We start from the raw sequence: 18,070 nt of genomic DNA on the forward strand, positions 1-18,070 counted from the left end.
GAATAATAGTACGGTCGTTCGTTTAATGTAATCCCGAAGGCTATTGCAACACTCACGTCACAATCAACCAACACACTAATAGACCAATGAGCAGCTCCATCAAAACCATGCGTAAAGGCGAATTAACCCGCTCGGCAATTTTAGAGGCGGCTTTAGCTGTTGCTTCGCGCGATGGTTTGGAAGGCCTCACCATTGGCTTGTTGGCAGATCAAATGCAGATGAGTAAATCAGGCGTGTTTGCCCACTTTGGCTCACGCGAAGATTTGCAATTAGAAGTCATCAAGCTGTACCACGCCAATTTTGAACAAGAAGTCTTTTATCCCAGCCTGAAACTTAAACGGGGCTTGCCGCGTCTAGAATCGATGTTTTCGCGCTGGGTAAAGCGTGTCTCGGTCGAAATCGCTTCGGGCTGTATCTATATTAGTGGCGCAGTGGAATACGATGACCGCCCCGGCGAATTACGCGAGCAGTTGTCGTCCATGGTCACGACGTGGCAACACGCATTACGCCGCGCCGCAGTGCAAGCCATCGAATGTGGCGACTTAAAAGCGGACACCGATCCAGATCAATTAGTGTTCGAGATGTATGGATTGATTTTGGCCTTACATCACGACGCACGGTTTTTAAAAATAGCAGGTAGTTTTGAACGTACACACCAAGGATTTCAGCGCCTGATTGCCCACTATGGCAGTACTGCAATGATTAGCAAAATTGGTGCAGCATCAGTAGCATCGGCAGAACATTTAGCAGCAAGTTCCGTCTCGAATTAATGGTAACTATTTAATACATAGTAAGTACATAGCAGTAAGTAACTTTACTCGAACAATTTCAATTTTCAGGAGAACATCATGGGTCAATACATCGCACCACAGCGCGACATGCAGTTTGTTTTACATGAATTATTAGGTGTCGAAGCCGAGCTCAAACAGTTGCCGGCCTATGAAGAAATCGACGCTGACATCATCAATCAAGTGTTGGAAGAAGGCGGTAAATTTACCTCCCAGGTCCTGTTTCCATTGAATCATTCGGGCGACCGCGAAGGCTGTCACTACGATAAAGAAAACCATACTGTTACCACACCAAAAGGCTTCAAAGCGGCCTACGAGCAATACGTTGCTGCTGGGTGGCCTGCATTGTCTTGCGATCCAGAATTCGGCGGTCAAGGTTTGCCGCTGGTGGTGAACAATTCATTCTACGAAATGATGAACTCGGCCAACCAAGCATGGACCATGTACCCAGGCTTGTCTCATGGTGCATACGAATGTATCCATGAACACGGTTCAGCAGAACAAAAAGCGCTCTACTTGCCAAAATTAATTTCCGGCGAATGGACTGGCACGATGTGCTTGACCGAAGCGCACTGCGGCACTGACTTAGGTTTGCTGCGCAGCAAAGCAGAACCGCAAGCAGACGGCTCCTACAAAATCACTGGTAACAAGATTTTTATCTCCGCTGGTGAACACGACATGGCAGAAAACATCGTGCATTTAGTCTTAGCACGTTTGCCTGGCGCGCCTGAAGGCTCTAAGGGAATTTCCCTGTTCGTCACACCAAAATTCTTGCCAAACGCTGACGGCACAATCGGTGCGCGTAATGCGATTACTTGCGGCGCGATTGAAGAAAAAATGGGTATTCACGCAAACTCAACCTGCCAAATGAATATGGATGGCGCAACGGGTTGGTTAATCGGCGGCCCCCACAAAGGTTTGCAAGCGATGTTCGTGTTCATGAACGCGGCACGTTTGGGCGTTGGTATGCAAGGTTTAGGCTTGACCGAAATCGCTTACCAAAATGCCTTGGTATATGCCAAAGATCGTATCCAAATGCGCAGCTTGTCTGGCGTTAAAGCACCCGATAAAGCAGCAGATCCAATCATCGTGCATCCCGATGTACGTCGTATGTTGTTGACTGCAAAAGCGTACGCTGAAGGCGCACGTGCATTCTGCTCCTACGTTGCGCTGCAATTGGATAAAGAATTAAATCACCCAGACGAAGAAGTTCGCAAAGAATGCGCTGACCAAGTCGCCTTGCTGACACCGATCGTTAAAGCCTTCATCACTGACAACGCGTGGACAGCGACTTCTGAATGTTTGCAAGTCTACGGCGGTCACGGCTTTATCGCTGAATGGGGCATGGAACAATATGTACGCGATGCACGTATCAACATGATTTACGAAGGTACTAACACCATCCAATCGTTGGATTTATTAGGCCGAAAAATCTTGATGGATAACGGCGCTAAATTGCGTAAATTCGGCGCGCAAGTTCAAGCGTTTGTCGAAGAAAACGGCACCGACGAAGCGATGAGCGAATTCATCACGCCATTGGCTGATCTGGGCGACAAAGTCACCAAGTTGACCATGGAAATCGGTATGAAAGCATTCCAAAACCAAGACGAAGTTGGCGCGGCGGCTGTGCCCTATTTGCGCGTCGTTGGTCACTTGGTTTATGCCTACTTCTTTGCTCGCATGGCAAAAATCGCCTTGGCGAAACAAGATTCTGGCGATAATTTTTACAAAGCGAAACTGGCAACCACCCGTTTCTACTTTGCGCGTCTTTTACCTGAGACAGCAACATTAATTCGTCAGGCGCGTTCCGGTTCAGCTAATTTGATGGCACTTGAAGCAGATCTGTTTTAATTAAGATGAAGGGCGTTTTTAAGAAATTAAAACGCCCTTCAATCATTGCAAACTCGAAGGTTTAATGAGGCTAATAATGACCAATTTCATAGTAAAAAAAGTCGCCGTTTTGGGCGCAGGTGTAATGGGTGCGCAAATCGCTGCACATTGTGTGAATGCAAAAGTGCCGGTCGTGCTATTCGACTTGCCAGCCAAAGAAGGTCCTAAAAACGGCATCGTCTTGCGCGCGATTGAGAACTTAAAAAAGCTCAACCCAGCTCCGCTTGGCAACAAAGATGACGCGGCATTTATCGAAGTCGCTAACTACGAAGACAATCTGGACGTATTAGCCGGTTGCGACTTAATCATCGAAGCGATTGCTGAACGCATGGATTGGAAACACGATCTGTACAAAAAGGTCGCCCCGCACATTGCACCAAACGCGATTTTTGCCTCCAATACTTCTGGTTTGTCGATCACTGCGTTGTCCGAAGGCTTTGACGCCGAATTGAAAGCCCGCTTCTGCGGCGTGCATTTCTTCAATCCACCGCGCTACATGCATTTGGTTGAATTGATCCCGACTGTTGCAACGGCTCCAGCCATCATCGATCAACTCGAAGGTTTCTTGACAACCACCCTGGGTAAAGGTGTTGTCCGTGCTAAAGATACGCCTAACTTCATCGCTAACCGCGTTGGTATTTTTGGTATGTTAGCGACGATGTACGAAGCCGAAAAATTCGGTTTGACGGTCGATGTGGTCGATGATTTAACCGGCAAAAAATTAGGCCGTGCTTCTTCCGGCACATTCCGCACCGCCGACGTGGTTGGTTTGGATACGATGGGTCACGTCATCAAAACGATGCAAGACACATTGCAAGACGATCCATTCTTCCCTGTTTATAAAACACCAGAAGTGCTGACTAAATTAATCGGCGCTGGTGCATTAGGTCAAAAATCGGGCGCGGGCTTCTACAAAAAAGTCGGCAAAGATATCCAGCGTTTGGATTTCGCCACCGCACAATATGTCACTGGCGGCGCGAAAGCGGACGATTTGGTTGGTCGGATTTTGAAAGAAAAAGATCCAGTCAAAAAAATGAAAGCATTGCGCGAATCCACTAACGCGCAAGCACAATTCTTGTGGGCGATTTTCCGTGATGCGTTCCACTACATCGCCGTTCACCTCGACACGATCGCTGATAATGCGCGCGACATCGACTTCGCCATGCGTTGGGGCTTTGGCTGGCAAGTTGGTCCGTTTGAGACATGGCAAGCTTCGGGCTGGCAACAAATTGCAACGTGGGTAAAAGAAGACATCGACGCAGGCAAAGCAATCTGCTCCGCACCATTACCAGCTTGGGTATTTGAAGCCGATCGCACTGGTGTGCATACAGCAGCAGGTTCATGGTCCGCGATTAGCAAATCGTATGTTCCGCGTTCGACTTTACCGGTCTACCAACGTCAAGCATTCCGCGCCACTGTGTTGGGCGAAGGCACTGCCACTGGCACCACGGCTGGCACAACGTTCTTTGAAGACGAATCCGTTCGTATCTGGCACAGCGGCACTGTTGAACAACCAGACGATGTATTGATTTTCTCCATGAAAACCAAAATGCACGTCATTGGCCCAGGCGTTATCGCTGGCATGGAAATGGCCGTTGCTGAAGCTGAGAAAAACTTCAAAGGTTTGGTCATCTGGTCAGCCGATGCAGCAGAAGGCGGCGCGTTCTCAGCCGGTGCTGATTTGCAATCGATGTTGCCACTGTTTATGTCTGGCGGCGTGAAAGCGATTGAACCAATGGTCGCAAAATTGCAGCAAGCACACATGGCGCTCAAATACGCCAATGTTCCAGTCGTAGCAGCTGTTGCAGGTCTGGCCTTGGGTGGCGGTTGTGAATTGATGATGCACACAGCAAAACGCGTTGCCTCGATCGAATCCTATATTGGTTTGGTTGAAGTTGGCGTTGGTTTGATTCCTGCTGGTGGTGGTTTGAAAGAAGCTGCATTGCGCGCCGCAGCGGATGCCAAAGGAACTGACATTCTGCAATTCTTGAAAAACTACTTCACCAATGCGGCAACCGCTGCGGTATCGAAGTCTGCATTAGAAGCCAAGAAAATGGGCTACCTAGCAGCCAATGACGTAATCGTATTTAACCCATACGAATTGCTGCATGTGGCCAAAGTAGAAGCTCGCGCCATGTTCGACGCAGGTTATCGCGCTCCGTTGAAAGCCCAAGTCGCTGTTGGCGGTCGCTACACCATGGCAACAATCACAGCACAATTGGTCAACATGCGTGACGGTGGCTTTATCTCAGCACATGACTACAAACTCGGCGCGATGATTGCAGAAATCGTCTCGGGCGGCGAAATTGAAAATGGCAGTATCGTCAACGAACAATGGTTATTGGATTTGGAACGCAAAGCCTTTATGGAATTGCTCAACCATCCAAAAACGCAGGAACGCATCATGGGCATGATGCAAACCGGCAAACCTGTTCGTAACTAATTGGCCAACCAAGCAATCTATTCGGAGCAATGAAAAATGACTAAACAACTTCAAGACGCTTACATCGTCGCTGCCACCCGCACCCCAATTGGCAAATCCGGTCGCGGCATGTTCAGAAATACTCGCCCAGACGATTTGCTAGTGCGCGTATTGCAAAACGTGGTCGCACAAGTACCCAATCTGGACCCTAAATTAATCGAAGACGCCATCATCGGCTGTTCTTTCCCAGAAGCTGAACAAGGTAGTAACTTAGCGCGTATGGCCGTGTTATTAGCTGGTTTGCCACAATCCATTGGCGGAGTAACGATTAACCGTTTCTGCGCATCCGGCATTACTGCGGTTGCGATGGCCGCAGATCGTATTCGCGTTGGCGAAGCCGATGTGATGATCGCGGGCGGCGCAGAATCGATGTCGATGGTGCCTATGATGGGTCACCACCCATCAATGAATATGGGCATCTTCAAAGACGAAAACATCGGCATGGCCTACGGTATGGGTTTAACCGCAGAAAAAGTCGCGCAACAATGGAAAGTCTCGCGCGAAGAGCAAGACGCCTTCGCTCTGCAATCCCACCAACGCGCTATCGCAGCCCAAAACGCCGGCTACTTCGATGCTGAAACAACCTCAGTCGATATCATCGAACGTATCCCGAATTTGGCGACCGGTCAGATCGAATTAAAAACTCGCACCGTCAACCGCGACGAAGGTGCACGTCCTGACACTTCCATCGAAGGTCTGGCAAAACTGAAAGCGGTGTTTGCTGCTAAAGGTACAGTCACTGCCGGTAATAGCTCACAAACATCCGATGGCGCAGGGGCATTGTTGTTGGTCAGCGAAAAAATCTTGAAGCAATTCAACCTGACTCCATTGGCACGTTTTGCGTCCTTTGCAGTACGCGGCGTTCCACCAGAAATCATGGGTATCGGCCCGAAAGAAGCCATCCCAGCAGCGTGCCGTGCAGCAGGTATTACGCAAGATCAAATCGACTGGTTTGAACTCAACGAAGCCTTTGCAGCACAATCGTTAGCGGTAGTTAAAGATTTAGGCTTGGATCCAGCCAAGGTGAATCCAATGGGCGGCGCGATTGCATTAGGCCATCCACTGGGCGCAACCGGCGCGATCCGCTCCGCAACTGTCATTCACGCCATGCACCGTAACAACCTCAAATACGGCATGGTCACCATGTGCGTAGGAACAGGTATGGGCGCAGCAGGGATTTTTGAACGTATGTAAGAGCAAGAAAAATAAGCCGCCGAGTGCGGCTTATTTTTTAGCGGTGAAATGATTTGTAATCGCCTCAAGTAACGTTGGACCTTGGCAGCTCAGTCAAATTTAATTTGCCAAGGCAGTTAAGCTAACGGATACCAGCAACCGAAAATCAGCTGAATCACGAATCAATGCGACACAAAGCACAGCGCAATCCAGTAAATCCAATTCAGATCAAAAATCAGATTTCATAAAATTCATCAGGAGCAAAAATTGGACATCCTAACCAAGATAGAAAACAGCACCCTAACCATTACCTTCAACCGCCCCGAAAAGAAAAACGCGATCACCGCGGCGATGTATCAGACCATGGCTGATGCCCTGCGCGCTGCCGAGACCGACGACAATGTGCGCGTGGTTCTGTTCAACGGTGCCGACACGGTTTTCACCGCAGGAAACGACCTCGAAGATTTCATGAAAAACGCCGCTCAATTAAGCACTGACGGCGAAACGAGCTCCATCATTCAATTCATGCTGGCCCTCAGTAGCTCGCCCAAGCCAATCATTGCAGCAGTGGCCGGTTTGGCGGTCGGCATCGGCACCACGATGTTGATGCACTGCGACTTAGTCTATTTGGCCGACAACGCCAAACTCAGCATGCCGTTTTCGCAATTAGGCTTGTGCGCGGAATTTTCCTCCAGCATCTTGTTACCGCGCGTAGCCGGTTACCACCGCGCAGCCGAAAAATTGCTGTTGGGCGAACCGTTCGGTGCACACGAAGCGTATGAAATGGGAATGGCAAACAAGGTTGTCCCAATCGCCGAATTAAATGACTATGCCCACCAACAAGCGGCCAAACTCGTTGCCCTGCCAGCGGCCTCGTTACGCGCCACCAAGCGCTTAATGAAATCCAGCCAAGTTGGCGTGGTCAATGAAGTCATGCAAGATGAGTTAAAACAATTCGGCAAGATGCTTAACGGCCCAGAAGCCAAAGAAGCATTCATGGCGTTTTTCCAAAAACGTAAGCCGGACTTTAGTCAGTTTTCGTGATTCAACTGTGTTCTAGCGAAACTCAGAAATCAGTTTCGATTGAAATGAGAGAAAATGCGGACTTAAGCCACTTTTTATAACCAGGATTCCCCCCCAACGAAAGCTGGCCCGCATTTTTGGAACATTTTTTAGCGTCAGGACATCGTGAAGTGGGTGCGCCTGGGCTCCACCAAATGAGAAATAACATGCTAACTCGGCACTTCAACAATGTTCGTACCAACAATGTTGAACGAACATTATTCGCAAAAAACGCGGTTACTAGACTCGACCGACTACCTCACCAGACTCAAGTTCAGAAGCCGGCGCAAACTCTGGATTATGTTTCACTGCAAAACTCGTCGAGTGATTTTGTGAATTTCCATGGCCATCATTTATCACTCGAAGTATCTGACTAACGCTTTCCGAAAGCGAACTCACGCTGGTATCAATCAATAACGATGGGCTACGTGGCGCTTCATATGGGCTGTCAATTCCGGTCATGTTTTTCATTAAGCCAGAACGAGCCTTCTTGTAGAGCCCTTTCGGGTCGCGCTGCTCGCATACCTCGATCGGTGTATTAACATAAACTTCAAAAAAATCAGCTTCACCAATTAATTTTCGCGCCAGTTCGCGATCTTTTTCAAATGGCGAAATACAGGTCACGATCACAATCAGTCCTGCTTCGTTCATCAACAACGCTACTTCGGCAATCCGTCGTATGTTCTCAGAGCGACATTCAGGTCCAAATCCCAAGTCTTTATTGAGATTCTTTCGCACGTTGTCACCGTCTAAAATATAAGTATGTTTACCGTTTGCGTGAAGTGCCAGTTCAAGAGCGTTAGCGATGGTCGATTTACCCGAAGCCGACAAGCCGGTAAACCAAATTACTTTGGCGCGTTGTTGCTTGATGTGAGCCCGTTCAGAACGACTCACCGCAAGCGATTGCTCATACGTCTGCTCATGAATAGATATACATGCATTCATTTTTATTAACTCTTAAGTCGAATAGTTAAGTTATTTACCGAAATTCGTCATTTTCTTCATCTTATTCCCTAAAACGTTTCTCGGTGTCATATTGGCGACACAATAATGACTATTTTATGTAACGAAATTTAAGTTTCTTCTCAAGAGTGTAATCAGGCAATTACATATTCATTGATGGATTTAACGTCAACTCAGCACTTACATCACAATCGATAATGTTAAAAATAGTTGCCAACGGGGAATATTCAAGAATTTCATCTACTAATTTGAAATCAAGTAATTCTTTAGGCACACATATCGACGACTAATACTTGACCAAGCAAGACAATTTTATTGACTCTTTGCAATAAATCTAGCTCGCGAATTGGCGCAAATTAGTTATTTATTGGATACCGAATCGATCAAAGTGGTACAAAAATAGTTCCAAAATTACTAATCTAAACTCAGCCTGCCCTTTCAATCCCACGGCACTTAGCAATGCACTGAGTTCTGGACGAAGTAAATAGATTCAACTAAACGTAAAACGCGGCAATGTTCGTTCGAACACTGCCGCGTTGGATCAAAGTGGATTCGCACAAATTTAGTTCTAACCGTCACTCCAATTTTTTATCCTTCAAGCGCTGCAACACGCCATCGGCCTCGATTTCGGCATTCTGCTTCATGCTGGTTTCCATTTGAAATAGAAGCTCGCGCAGATTGCCGGAAATATTCACCAGCGTGTCGCGCATTTTGATTAATCTGTCCAAGGTTTCCCGATCGAGATCACTGAGTTCCGCTTTGGGCGCATTGTTGTCCATGATGTGTACTTCCCCGCTGTAGGCCGCAGCGTTTTTGATTAGCGATTAAGACCCGTTAATCATCGTTGCTGGCATGTGTATCGATCAATAAATTAGTTGCTTTTCTCATTTGAATAGGTGGCTTGCCGCCCTCTGCTGGCTTTCGTGCTGCGTTAGTTGTAGAACTCGGTCGGGATGCTATCGGAGGCTGATCGGCGTCGTGATTTGCTCCTTGCTCAAGCTTGAACATGCTGACAACTTCATCCAAATGCGATGTTTGAACCTGTAAAACTTGCGCTGCTGCCGCCGCTTCGACCACCAATTGAGCATTTTGCTGCGTGACATAATCCATGTGCGTGATCGCCTGATTTATTTGTTCAACGCCCGAGAATTGCTCTTCACTTGCTGCACTAATTTCACCCATGATGTCGGTCACATGACCGATACTTTCGACGATGTTGTGCATCGTGCTTCCGGCCTGCTCAACTAATTTTGCGCCAATATCAACTTGCGTGACCGAATCACCGATCAGGATTTTAATTTCTTTTGCAGCGGTAGCGGAGCGTTGCGCAAGGCTGCGTACTTCGGATGCCACCACGGCAAATCCGCGCCCTTGTTCTCCCGCGCGCGCCGCTTCTACCGCGGCGTTTAATGCCAAGATATTGGTTTGAAATGCGATGCCATCGATGACGCCAATAATATCGACGATTTTTGTCGATGAGCCATTAATTGATCTCATCGTATCGACCACCTGCGCGACCACCGAACTACCTTTGGTTGCGATATCAGAGGCAGACACCGCCAGCGTATTGGCCTGACGTGAATTTTCTAAATTGTGCTTTACGGTGTTGGTCAGTTGCTCCATTGACGTAGCCGTTTGCGCTAAGGCGCTGGCTTGCATTTCAGTGCGCGCGGACAAGTCAGTGTTGCTGGACGCGATTTTGCGCGATGAACCGCTAATCGTATGCGCACCGGTGCGCACCTCACCGACGATATTGACCAAGCTCTGATTCATGTCATGTAAGGCCGATAGCAACTGCGCCGCCTCATCCCGTCCTTCAATCGTTATATCGCTAGTCAAATCACCGGACGCGACAATCTGTGCAAATTGCACTGCTGAGTTGATCGGTTGCGTGATTGATTTGGTTACTAACCACGCTGTTAATGTTCCAGCTAAAATTGCCGCTGACGATAAAATCAGCATCAATAGCAACGACTCATCAAACGTGCTGGTGGCTCTTTTTTCGTCTTCGATGCTGATCGCTTTTTGCGCCTCAATAAACTCATGAATGCTATCTAGCCATAGTTTTGTTTTTGGAATCGCATCCTTAAACAGCAGCTCCAGCGCTTGCGGCTTATTGACTTTTAGCTGTTCGATAAACTTGGTGTTGGCAACCGTGGCTGCGGCTTTGAGATCTTTCAATCGTCCTAAATGTGCTAGGCCAAGTTCACTGATCGGCATGTTCTCAATTGCGACAAAAGCCACATCGTAATTTTGATTTGCCACTCCAATTTCTTGCAAACCTTGTTCTTCTTGTTTGGCATCATCGAGCACGGCGATTGTGCGAGTCACGCGGGAAATCACATTGACTGTGTCCGCCATCTCTACCGACAAAGTGATTTTTTTTAAATTCACTTCAACGATATGACGCACTGCTTCATTGGAACGCTGCATTCCTAAAATGCCAAAAAAAGCGACTCCCACCATCAGCAACAAAACCAAGCCGTAGCCTAAACCCAACCTAGTTCCGATTTTTAAATTCTGAAGATTCACCATCATCTCCTCATTTTTTACAACGACAGAAAGCCAGTTTTTCATTGCATAGCCATCTGGTTCGGATTGAGTAGCAAGAAAAATTTGAGCGGCGAACATGCCTCACTCACTAAACACTTCTTGATCAATGAAAAAATAGTAAGCGACAGAAAATGGATTTTCAAGGCGAGCTAGGCCAAGCAGAATTCACATATTTGTAGTCACACTGAGAACAAACTAGACACGTTGCGCGCCAGTTTTTTTTAAAAAGAATGGTAGGGATTTCTGCGGAAAATTTGACGTCACCTCACTCGTATTCAAGGTGATTTTTAGCGTGGATAGGCGGTGGAGAATTAACCAATTCGGATTATAAATTTAAACATCCGATCATTAAAATTGATGAGGATGTTATCCAGAAGTCGAGACTATTTACTATTTTTTATGAAACAGATTTAACTAGATTTAACCTACTTCACAATTAATGTGGCGTGATTTAATAACTTGCTGTTGAGCTCACGCTCGGCAAGAAAATAATCGCAATCAATTTGAGTTAGTCGGCAATCGACCACAGTTGAATTTGGCGCAGCACTTGAGCGGAAACTTGATCACTTAAACAATCCAGCACCACACGATCAGGCATGGAACGCAACCACGTTAACTGCCGTTTAGCCAATTGCCGCGTCGCGATTATTCCGCGCTCGCGCATTTCCGCCGCATCGTACTCGCCATCTAAATATTCCCACGCTTGGCGATAACCAACACAGCGCATCGACGGCATTGATAAATTTAAATCGCCGCGTGCACGCAAAGCACGAACTTCGTCCAGAAAACCCTGTTGCAACATCGTGTCGAACCGCTGCGCAATCCGTTGATGCAAAACACTGCGCTCGCTAGGCTCTAATGAAAACGCATGAATGTCGAGCAACGGTTTAACCGTGGTTTGCTCGGCGAATAATGTGGACAAGGGCTTGCCAGTGAGTTCGATTACTTCTAAGGCGCGTTGAATGCGCTGCGTATCGCCAGGCGGCAAACGCTGCGCGGTAATCGGATCAAGTTGCTGCAAGCGCGCGTGCAAACTGGCGATACCGTTGGCAGCAATTTCCGCATCCAATTTAGCGCGTATCGCCAAATCCGCCGGCGGCAAATCACCTAGACCATGCATCAAGGCGTTGAAGTACATCATCGTGCCGCCCACCAAAACCGGCAACTTGCCACGCCCTTTGATCTGCTGCACTAAGTCGATCACTGCCGCTTGAAATTGCGCTACCGAATAGGCTTCGGCGGGATCAATAATATCGATTAAATGATGCGGTACTGCGGCGAGTTCAGCCGCCGACGGTTTGGCTGAGCCAATATCCATTTGGCGATAAATTAGGGCCGAATCAACCGAAATAATTTCGCACGGCACATGTTGCGCCAAAGCGAGCGCCGCCGCAGTTTTACCGGAAGCTGTCGGTCCCATGATGGCGACCACTTTGGCGGGCGATGGAGACAACGTATTCATCCGACTATTGTCCGCGCAAGAATAATTTATCCAAATCGCTCAATGCCAACTGCACCCAAGTTGGGCGGCCATGATTGCATTGATCGGCGCGCTCGGTGTGTTCCATTTGGCGCAGCAAGGCGTTCATCTCCACGGTCGTTAAGCTGCGATTGGCACGCACAGCGCTGTGACAGGCCAAGGTTCCGAGTAACTCATTGCGACGTTCTAACAAGACACGCGATGCGCCGAATTCAGCAACATCGCGTAGCACATCACGCGCCAGCGATTCAGCGTCGGCGTTTTTCAACAAGGTTGGGATTGCTCTGACTGCCAAGGTCGTTGGTGATAACACCGCGATATCAAAACCCAAGGAACGCAAAACTTCTTGCTGTTCCTCAACCACGCTCACGGCTTGCGGTTCGGCATAAAAGGTTACTGGGATGAGTAGATTTTGGACTGAGATTTCGCCTTCATCGAGTGCGACTTTTAACTGTTCATACAAAATCCGTTCATGCGCCGCATGCATATCCACTAACACTAAGCCACGGCTGTTTTGTGCCAATACATAAATCCCGTGCAGTTGAGCAATGGCAAATCCAAGTGGATATTCGTCGTCGGAATTCGCGGCTTGTGGCGCGGGCGCGAACGCTTGATTTAACGCTGAACCAGATGATGAAGCTGAGATTGCTGGATCAGCCGAAGAATTGAAGAAAGAGCCGTAACTCGCCGTAGTTTGCGCCACGCCAAATCCAGTTGGTCGCTGAAATAAAGGCTGCTGCGATTGTACCTGCGCACGCCAAGTGTTCATGTTCGATGCGGCGTCTGAGGTTTCGCCGCGCTTGACATCAAACAAGGATGACGAGGAAAGCGGAGCTGGCGCTGTACCAAATGCGGTGGCCGACGTTTGCGATAACGCCGCTTGAACCGCATGAAATACAAACTGATGCACCGCGCGACTATCTCTAAAGCGCACTTCGATTTTGGACGGATGAACGTTCACGTCAACCAAAGATGGATCAAGCTGCAAGGCCAAGACGTAACTTGGATAACGATCGCCATGCAACACGTCTTGATACGCGGCACGCACCGCATGGGTCAATAATTTATCGCGCACAAAGCGTCCGTTGACGTAGAAGAATTGCGCGTCAGGTCGGCCTTTGGATGCGGTCGGCAAACCGGCAAAGCCGTGCAAGCGCAGTGGCCCGGCAGATTGCTCAACCGGCAGGCGCGCTTCGGCAAAATCATTGCCCATGATTTGCGCGCTGCGTTTATCGATATTGGCGAGGTTCCAGTGATCGACGGTTTTACCGTTATGCATTAAGGTAAAAGTCACATCGGGACGAGCCAGTGCAATGCGGCGCACCACATCGGCGCAATGACCAAATTCGGTTTGCTCGGTCTTTAAAAATTTACGGCGAGCCGGTGTATTGAAATACAACTCTTGCACATCAACGGTTGTGCCTTGCGCTCCCGAGGTCGGCGTCACAACACCGTTTTCGATTTGGCTAGCATGTGCTGCATCAGCGGTGCGCGACGTTAATGTAAATTGCGATACCGAAGCGATGGACGCGAGCGCTTCGCCGCGAAAACCGAGCGTGGCAACATTTTCCAAATCGGTCAGCGACGCGATCTTTGAGGTGGCGTGCCGCGCGACGGCCAGCGGGAGTTGTTCCGGCGCGATGCCGCGTCCATTATCGGTAATCGCGATGCGCTTGACACCGCCTTGATCGAGCCGCACGGTGATCTGGGTTGCGCCAGCGTCGAGCGCGTTTTCTAACAGTTCTTTAACCACAGCGGAGGGACGCTCAACCACTTCGCCCGCGGCGATTTGGGAGATTAAATTATCAGGCAAAGCCTGTATGGGGCGGAATGGGGATGAAGTCATAGTGCGCGATTATAAATCGTATTGACGCGATATTAGATAGTGTATTATTTCGGCTCCACAAAGGAGATATATGGATTTAATGCAATTTTTCGACATGATTTTGCATGTTGACAAGACTCTTGGTCTGTTCATCGATCAATATGGAACAGCTATTTACGTGATCCTATTTGCCATTGTTTTTTGCGAAACTGGCTTGATCGTCCTGCCATTTTTGCCGGGGGATTCATTGCTGTTCATCGCGGGCACTTTCTGCGCTACTGGAGCGATGGATGTCTGGCTGCTTTGTGTGTTACTGATTCTGGCCGCGGTGCTAGGAAACACGGTCAATTATTGGGTCGGCAGTGCTATCGGGCACAAAGTGTATGAAAAAGATTATGCGTGGCTCGATAAAGCGGCGCTGCAAAAAACCCATTCGTTTTACGAAAAACACGGCGGCAAAACCATTATCTTGGCGCGCTTCTTACCTATCGTGCGTACCTTTGCCCCGTTTGTGGCGGGCGTGTCTGAGATGACGCACAAAAAATTCCAATTATTTAACGTGATCGGCGCGCTGTTATGGGTCGTTTTGTTGGTGTCGGCGGGTTACTTCTTGGGCGCCATTCCGCTGCTGCGTGACCATTTAAATACGATCGTCTTGGTTGGAGTGGGAGCGGCAATCGTTCCATTGTTGCTTGGCGGTGCTTGGAAACTGATCCGCAATTTCACGTCCTCAAAAGCCAGCAAGTAGGTAATCACCAGCAGTTTTTAAAGGCGGGCGCGACTTCAATCAATTCGATGAATACGACGCCCGCGTTGCAATTTATCCCCATCCGCATTACGCAAAATGTTTCACCAGTTGCGCAATATCTGGCGCAACCCATTCGGCTTCAACACATTCATGTAAATGCTCGGCCATAAAGCGAATTAACTGCATGGCCGCATAAGGCAAGCGCCGGTCTTTGCGGCTAACCAAATACCAATTGCTTTCTAGCGGAAATCCCGTCACCGGCAAGATCGCCAATTTCTCGCGTCCTTCTTGCAGCGTATGGTCAGAAATCACCGACAAACCCAACCCTGAAGCGGTACTTAAACGGATCGCTTCATTGCTCTCAATTTGCATGGTATTGGCCAATTCAATCCCCTGACTGCTCAGCCACGATTCAAACATCATTCTTGTGGCCGAACCGGGTTCGCGCATTAAAAAGCGCTCATTGCGTAACTCCGAAAAGCGGATATTGGGCTTACCTGCGGCCCAATGATCGAGCGGCGCGATGACTTGCAAGGGATTTTTTAGGATGCGGGTGGCTTGCACCAGATTGCCGCTTGGTGGATGGCTAAAAACGTATAAATCGTCTTCTTGCTTAGAAAAGCGTTCCAAAATATGAGCCCGATTGCCGATGTTGAGCGTCACGCTCACCTTGGGATATTGGCGATAAAAAGCACCTAAAATGCGCGGCAAAACATATTTTGCGGTGGTAACCAAACCGATATTAATGTGACCAGAACTGCCGCCACGAGCGCGCTCCAAAAAGCCGTTAAAGTCATCAAAGCGCACCAGCACATCGCATGCAGCGCGGTATAACTCTTCTCCAACATGGGTCAATTCCATGCGCCCCTCGCGCGTTTCAAACAGACTTTCGCCCACGGCTTCACGCAACTTCTTCAATTGCAAAGAAACGGTTGGTTGAGTCAAATGCAGCTCACGCGCTGCGGCGGAGATCGTTCCAAGCCGAACGACTTGCACATAGACCTGAAGCAGACGAAAGCTTAAATGACGGATATTCATGTGGATTTTGCTGGTTTAACTGCCTAAATATAGATAAAAGCCTATATTGCAGCGCTTATTAATTGAGCATTGAATATACGTAATAATCGCTGCGCCGGCAATTGAATTGCGAGTTAAAACCCACATCAATCGGCCCAAACCTGGCCTTTATGGCTCCCAATTCACTTGTCAAACTAGTTAGATCGCCCGCCAAATTAGCGTAATCCCCTTGCCGCATGTCTACTATTTACCCCCTGTCATGTTAAAATCGCGGGCTATTTCAAGCTCGCATCGCCATTCAGACGCTCGTGCTCAGGCGCAGTTTTCGGGCTTGCTAGTCGCAACGGCATTAAAGAATTCATGAGATACACCTCCCAACTCGACGTTTATTGGCTAACCTGTTCATAGCAACTGGTTGCGCAGCTTGATTCAATCAATATTTACAAGGAATTGTGATGACCGCAAAAATCGCCATCGTAATGGGCTCAAAAAGTGATTGGGAAACCATGGCACCCGCGAGCGAGTTATTAACCGAATTTAACGTCGCTTGGCGCGCTGAGGTGGTCTCTGCGCATCGCACCCCAGAACGTTTGTTCAACTTTGCGCGTAACGCCAAAGCCGAAGGCATTTCGCTCATCATCGCTGGCGCTGGCGGCGCAGCCCATTTGCCGGGCATGATCGCTTCCATGACACCGCTGCCGGTATTGGGCGTTCCTGTGCAAAGCAAAGCCTTAAGCGGCTTAGACAGTTTGCTATCCATCGTGCAAATGCCAAAAGGCGTGGCGGTTGGAACTTTGGCGATTGGCGCAGCGGGCGCATTTAACGCGGCGTTGTTAGCGATTCAAATGTTGGCCATTAACGATCCAGCCTTAGCAGAGAAGCTCGATGCATGGCGCGCTCAGCAAACCCAGACCGTATTGGACAACGCTCACATAGGACAGCATCCATGAAAGTCGCCGTACTAGGAAATGGTCAATTAGGTGCAATGCTGCAAGAAGCCGGTCTGCGTATCGGGGTTGACGTTACGACCTTAAATATCGATGGCGACACCCTGCCCGACAACGACACCATCATCACCGCCGAGCGCGAACATTGGCCAACTAACGCTTTTACCCAAGCGATTGAAAATCATCCTAATTGGTTAAACAAAGCGACTTTCGCCGCGTTAGCGAATCGCATTTCACAAAAGAAATTGTTGGATCAACTAGGCTTGGCGACCTCACCGTGGCTGGAGTTAAATCCCAGCATTTCGCAAGAAGCGATACACCAAAAATTAGGTCCTGACGTTTTCTTAAAACGCGCCAGCGGCGGCTATGACGGTTACGGTCAACTGCGCATTAAGCAAGCCACACCAACTGATTTAAGCGCTTGGCAAAACGATGTCATTGCTGAACAAGCCATTAACTTTGATGGCGAAGTTTCCATCATCGGTGCACGCAATCGCCAAGGCGAAACCGTGTTTTATCGCCTGACAGAGAATCGCCATACCAACGGTATTTTAATCATTAGCTTAAGCCAGCCTGCACGTCACGCTCAATTGCAAGCGCAAGCAGAACAGATGCTCAGCACGGTGATGAACGCGCTCGATTACGTCGGTGTGATGGCAATGGAATGCTTTATGGTCGGCGGCAAATTAATGGTCAATGAAATTGCCCCGCGTGTACATAATTCGGCGCACTGGACGCAAGCTGGCGCCTCGATTAGTCAATTTGAATTGCATCTGCGCGCTGTGTGCGGTTTGCATTTAGCCCAACCGGTGCAAACTGGTTCGAGCATGATGGTCAATCTGATCGGTGTACCTTACAACCCAGATTGGCTAAAACACGGCGCAGCTCGCTTGCATTGGTACGGCAAAGACTGGCGTGCTGGGCGCAAGATGGGGCATCTCAATTTCCACCATCCTGACCCTGCCCAATTGCGCCAATGGCTGACTGAATTAGAGTTGCCGGAGCAGTTTCAGTCAGCAAAAGAATGGGCGTTGAACAATCTTGGCGCTACTGCCTAGGTCAGCCTATAAAGCATTCGATTAAATATAAAAAAGGGTGAACTTCATCAGTTCAACCTTTTTTTACGCGCCATTTTTGCGTTT

The 18,070-nt window shown here is 48.7% G+C and carries 14 protein-coding genes; 8 read left to right on the plus strand and 6 right to left on the minus strand.

Annotation, left to right across the window (positions count from 1 at the left end; all coding sequences use genetic code 11):
• The first annotated feature begins 107 nt into the window (after positions 1-107).
• The 5 genes from E2I14_RS08755 (at position 108) to E2I14_RS08775 (ending at position 7,377) form a co-directional block, all read left to right on the plus strand.
• Positions 108-770: a TetR/AcrR family transcriptional regulator gene (locus E2I14_RS08755; RefSeq protein WP_133327795.1), complete on the plus strand. Its 663-nt coding sequence runs from the start codon at positions 108-110 to the stop codon at positions 768-770.
• A 78-nt stretch (positions 771-848) separates the two neighbouring features.
• Positions 849-2,639: an acyl-CoA dehydrogenase C-terminal domain-containing protein gene (locus E2I14_RS08760; protein WP_133327538.1), complete on the plus strand. Its 1,791-nt coding sequence runs from the start codon at positions 849-851 to the stop codon at positions 2,637-2,639.
• A 76-nt stretch (positions 2,640-2,715) separates the two neighbouring features.
• Positions 2,716-5,121, plus strand: a complete 2,406-nt coding sequence (locus E2I14_RS08765) for a 3-hydroxyacyl-CoA dehydrogenase/enoyl-CoA hydratase family protein (RefSeq protein WP_133327540.1) — start codon at positions 2,716-2,718, stop codon at positions 5,119-5,121.
• A 36-nt stretch (positions 5,122-5,157) separates the two neighbouring features.
• Complete coding sequence (locus E2I14_RS08770) at positions 5,158-6,354, plus strand: acetyl-CoA C-acyltransferase (protein ID WP_133327542.1); 1,197 nt, start codon at positions 5,158-5,160, stop codon at positions 6,352-6,354.
• Between the two features lie 246 nt (positions 6,355-6,600).
• Positions 6,601-7,377, plus strand: a complete 777-nt coding sequence (locus E2I14_RS08775) for an enoyl-CoA hydratase (protein WP_133327544.1) — start codon at positions 6,601-6,603, stop codon at positions 7,375-7,377.
• Between the two features lie 258 nt (positions 7,378-7,635).
• Here E2I14_RS08775 and cysC read toward each other — a convergent pair whose 3' ends face one another.
• From cysC to mutL, 5 genes are all read right to left on the minus strand, one after another.
• Entirely contained in the window at positions 7,636-8,340 is a 705-nt protein-coding gene (cysC, locus tag E2I14_RS08780; RefSeq protein WP_133327546.1) for an adenylyl-sulfate kinase, read from the minus strand.
• Between the two features lie 593 nt (positions 8,341-8,933).
• The gene (locus tag E2I14_RS08785; protein ID WP_133327548.1) at positions 8,934-9,137 is read right to left on the minus strand and encodes a hypothetical protein; all 204 of its coding nucleotides are present in this window, start codon (positions 9,135-9,137) and stop codon (positions 8,934-8,936) included.
• A gap of 55 nt (positions 9,138-9,192) precedes the next feature.
• Positions 9,193-10,989 carry a methyl-accepting chemotaxis protein gene (locus E2I14_RS19895; protein WP_206105608.1) on the minus strand — a complete coding sequence of 599 codons (1,797 nt, stop codon included), beginning with the start codon at positions 10,987-10,989 and terminating at the stop codon, positions 9,193-9,195.
• Positions 10,990-11,419: 430 nt separating this feature from the next.
• Positions 11,420-12,373, minus strand: coding sequence for a tRNA (adenosine(37)-N6)-dimethylallyltransferase MiaA (gene miaA, locus E2I14_RS08795; RefSeq protein WP_133327550.1), 954 nt, complete (start codon positions 12,371-12,373; stop codon positions 11,420-11,422).
• 4 nt (positions 12,374-12,377) lie between these two features.
• Positions 12,378-14,237, minus strand: coding sequence for a DNA mismatch repair endonuclease MutL (gene mutL, locus E2I14_RS08800; RefSeq protein ID WP_133327552.1), 1,860 nt, complete (start codon positions 14,235-14,237; stop codon positions 12,378-12,380).
• A 70-nt stretch (positions 14,238-14,307) separates the two neighbouring features.
• Between mutL and E2I14_RS08805 the strand changes: the two genes are divergently transcribed.
• Positions 14,308-14,964 carry a VTT domain-containing protein gene (locus E2I14_RS08805; RefSeq protein WP_133327554.1) on the plus strand — a complete coding sequence of 219 codons (657 nt, stop codon included), beginning with the start codon at positions 14,308-14,310 and terminating at the stop codon, positions 14,962-14,964.
• An 87-nt stretch (positions 14,965-15,051) separates the two neighbouring features.
• On the opposite strand, the gene E2I14_RS08810 is transcribed toward E2I14_RS08805, so the two are convergent.
• The gene (locus E2I14_RS08810; protein ID WP_133327556.1) at positions 15,052-16,002 is read right to left on the minus strand and encodes a LysR family transcriptional regulator; all 951 of its coding nucleotides are present in this window, start codon (positions 16,000-16,002) and stop codon (positions 15,052-15,054) included.
• A gap of 434 nt (positions 16,003-16,436) precedes the next feature.
• Here E2I14_RS08810 and purE point away from each other — a divergent pair, with 434 nt between their 5' ends.
• Both purE and purK read left to right on the plus strand, forming a co-directional pair.
• Positions 16,437-16,931: a 5-(carboxyamino)imidazole ribonucleotide mutase gene (gene purE, locus E2I14_RS08815; protein WP_133327558.1), complete on the plus strand. Its 495-nt coding sequence runs from the start codon at positions 16,437-16,439 to the stop codon at positions 16,929-16,931.
• On the plus strand, positions 16,928-17,986 hold the full coding sequence (purK, locus tag E2I14_RS08820) for a 5-(carboxyamino)imidazole ribonucleotide synthase (RefSeq protein WP_133327560.1): 1,059 nt from the start codon (positions 16,928-16,930) through the stop codon (positions 17,984-17,986). Before purE ends, purK begins: the two co-directional genes overlap by 4 nt.
• Positions 17,987-18,070: the final 84 nt, after the last annotated feature.

The sequence above is a fragment of the Sapientia aquatica genome (genome assembly GCF_004358105.1).
GTDB classification, from domain to species: Bacteria; Pseudomonadota; Gammaproteobacteria; order Burkholderiales; family Burkholderiaceae_D; genus Solimicrobium; species Solimicrobium aquaticum.

What these genes read in the sequence shown, in the direction of transcription:
- E2I14_RS08755 (WP_133327795.1), top strand. Translation starts at nt 108, where the DNA reads ATGCGTAAAGGCGAATTAACCCGCTCGGCAATTTTAGAGGCGGCTTTA.
- E2I14_RS08760 (WP_133327538.1), top strand. Translation starts at nt 849, where the DNA reads ATGGGTCAATACATCGCACCACAGCGCGACATGCAGTTTGTTTTACAT.
- E2I14_RS08765 (WP_133327540.1), top strand. Translation starts at nt 2,716, where the DNA reads ATGACCAATTTCATAGTAAAAAAAGTCGCCGTTTTGGGCGCAGGTGTA.
- E2I14_RS08770 (WP_133327542.1), top strand. Translation starts at nt 5,158, where the DNA reads ATGACTAAACAACTTCAAGACGCTTACATCGTCGCTGCCACCCGCACC.
- cysC (WP_133327546.1), bottom strand. Translation starts at nt 8,340, where the DNA reads ATGAATGCATGTATATCTATTCATGAGCAGACGTATGAGCAATCGCTT.
- E2I14_RS08785 (WP_133327548.1), bottom strand. Translation starts at nt 9,137, where the DNA reads ATGGACAACAATGCGCCCAAAGCGGAACTCAGTGATCTCGATCGGGAA.
- E2I14_RS19895 (WP_206105608.1), bottom strand. Translation starts at nt 10,989, where the DNA reads ATGTTCGCCGCTCAAATTTTTCTTGCTACTCAATCCGAACCAGATGGC.
- miaA (WP_133327550.1), bottom strand. Translation starts at nt 12,373, where the DNA reads ATGAATACGTTGTCTCCATCGCCCGCCAAAGTGGTCGCCATCATGGGA.
- mutL (WP_133327552.1), bottom strand. Translation starts at nt 14,237, where the DNA reads ATGACTTCATCCCCATTCCGCCCCATACAGGCTTTGCCTGATAATTTA.
- E2I14_RS08805 (WP_133327554.1), top strand. Translation starts at nt 14,308, where the DNA reads ATGGATTTAATGCAATTTTTCGACATGATTTTGCATGTTGACAAGACT.
- E2I14_RS08810 (WP_133327556.1), bottom strand. Translation starts at nt 16,002, where the DNA reads ATGAATATCCGTCATTTAAGCTTTCGTCTGCTTCAGGTCTATGTGCAA.
- purE (WP_133327558.1), top strand. Translation starts at nt 16,437, where the DNA reads ATGACCGCAAAAATCGCCATCGTAATGGGCTCAAAAAGTGATTGGGAA.
- purK (WP_133327560.1), top strand. Translation starts at nt 16,928, where the DNA reads ATGAAAGTCGCCGTACTAGGAAATGGTCAATTAGGTGCAATGCTGCAA.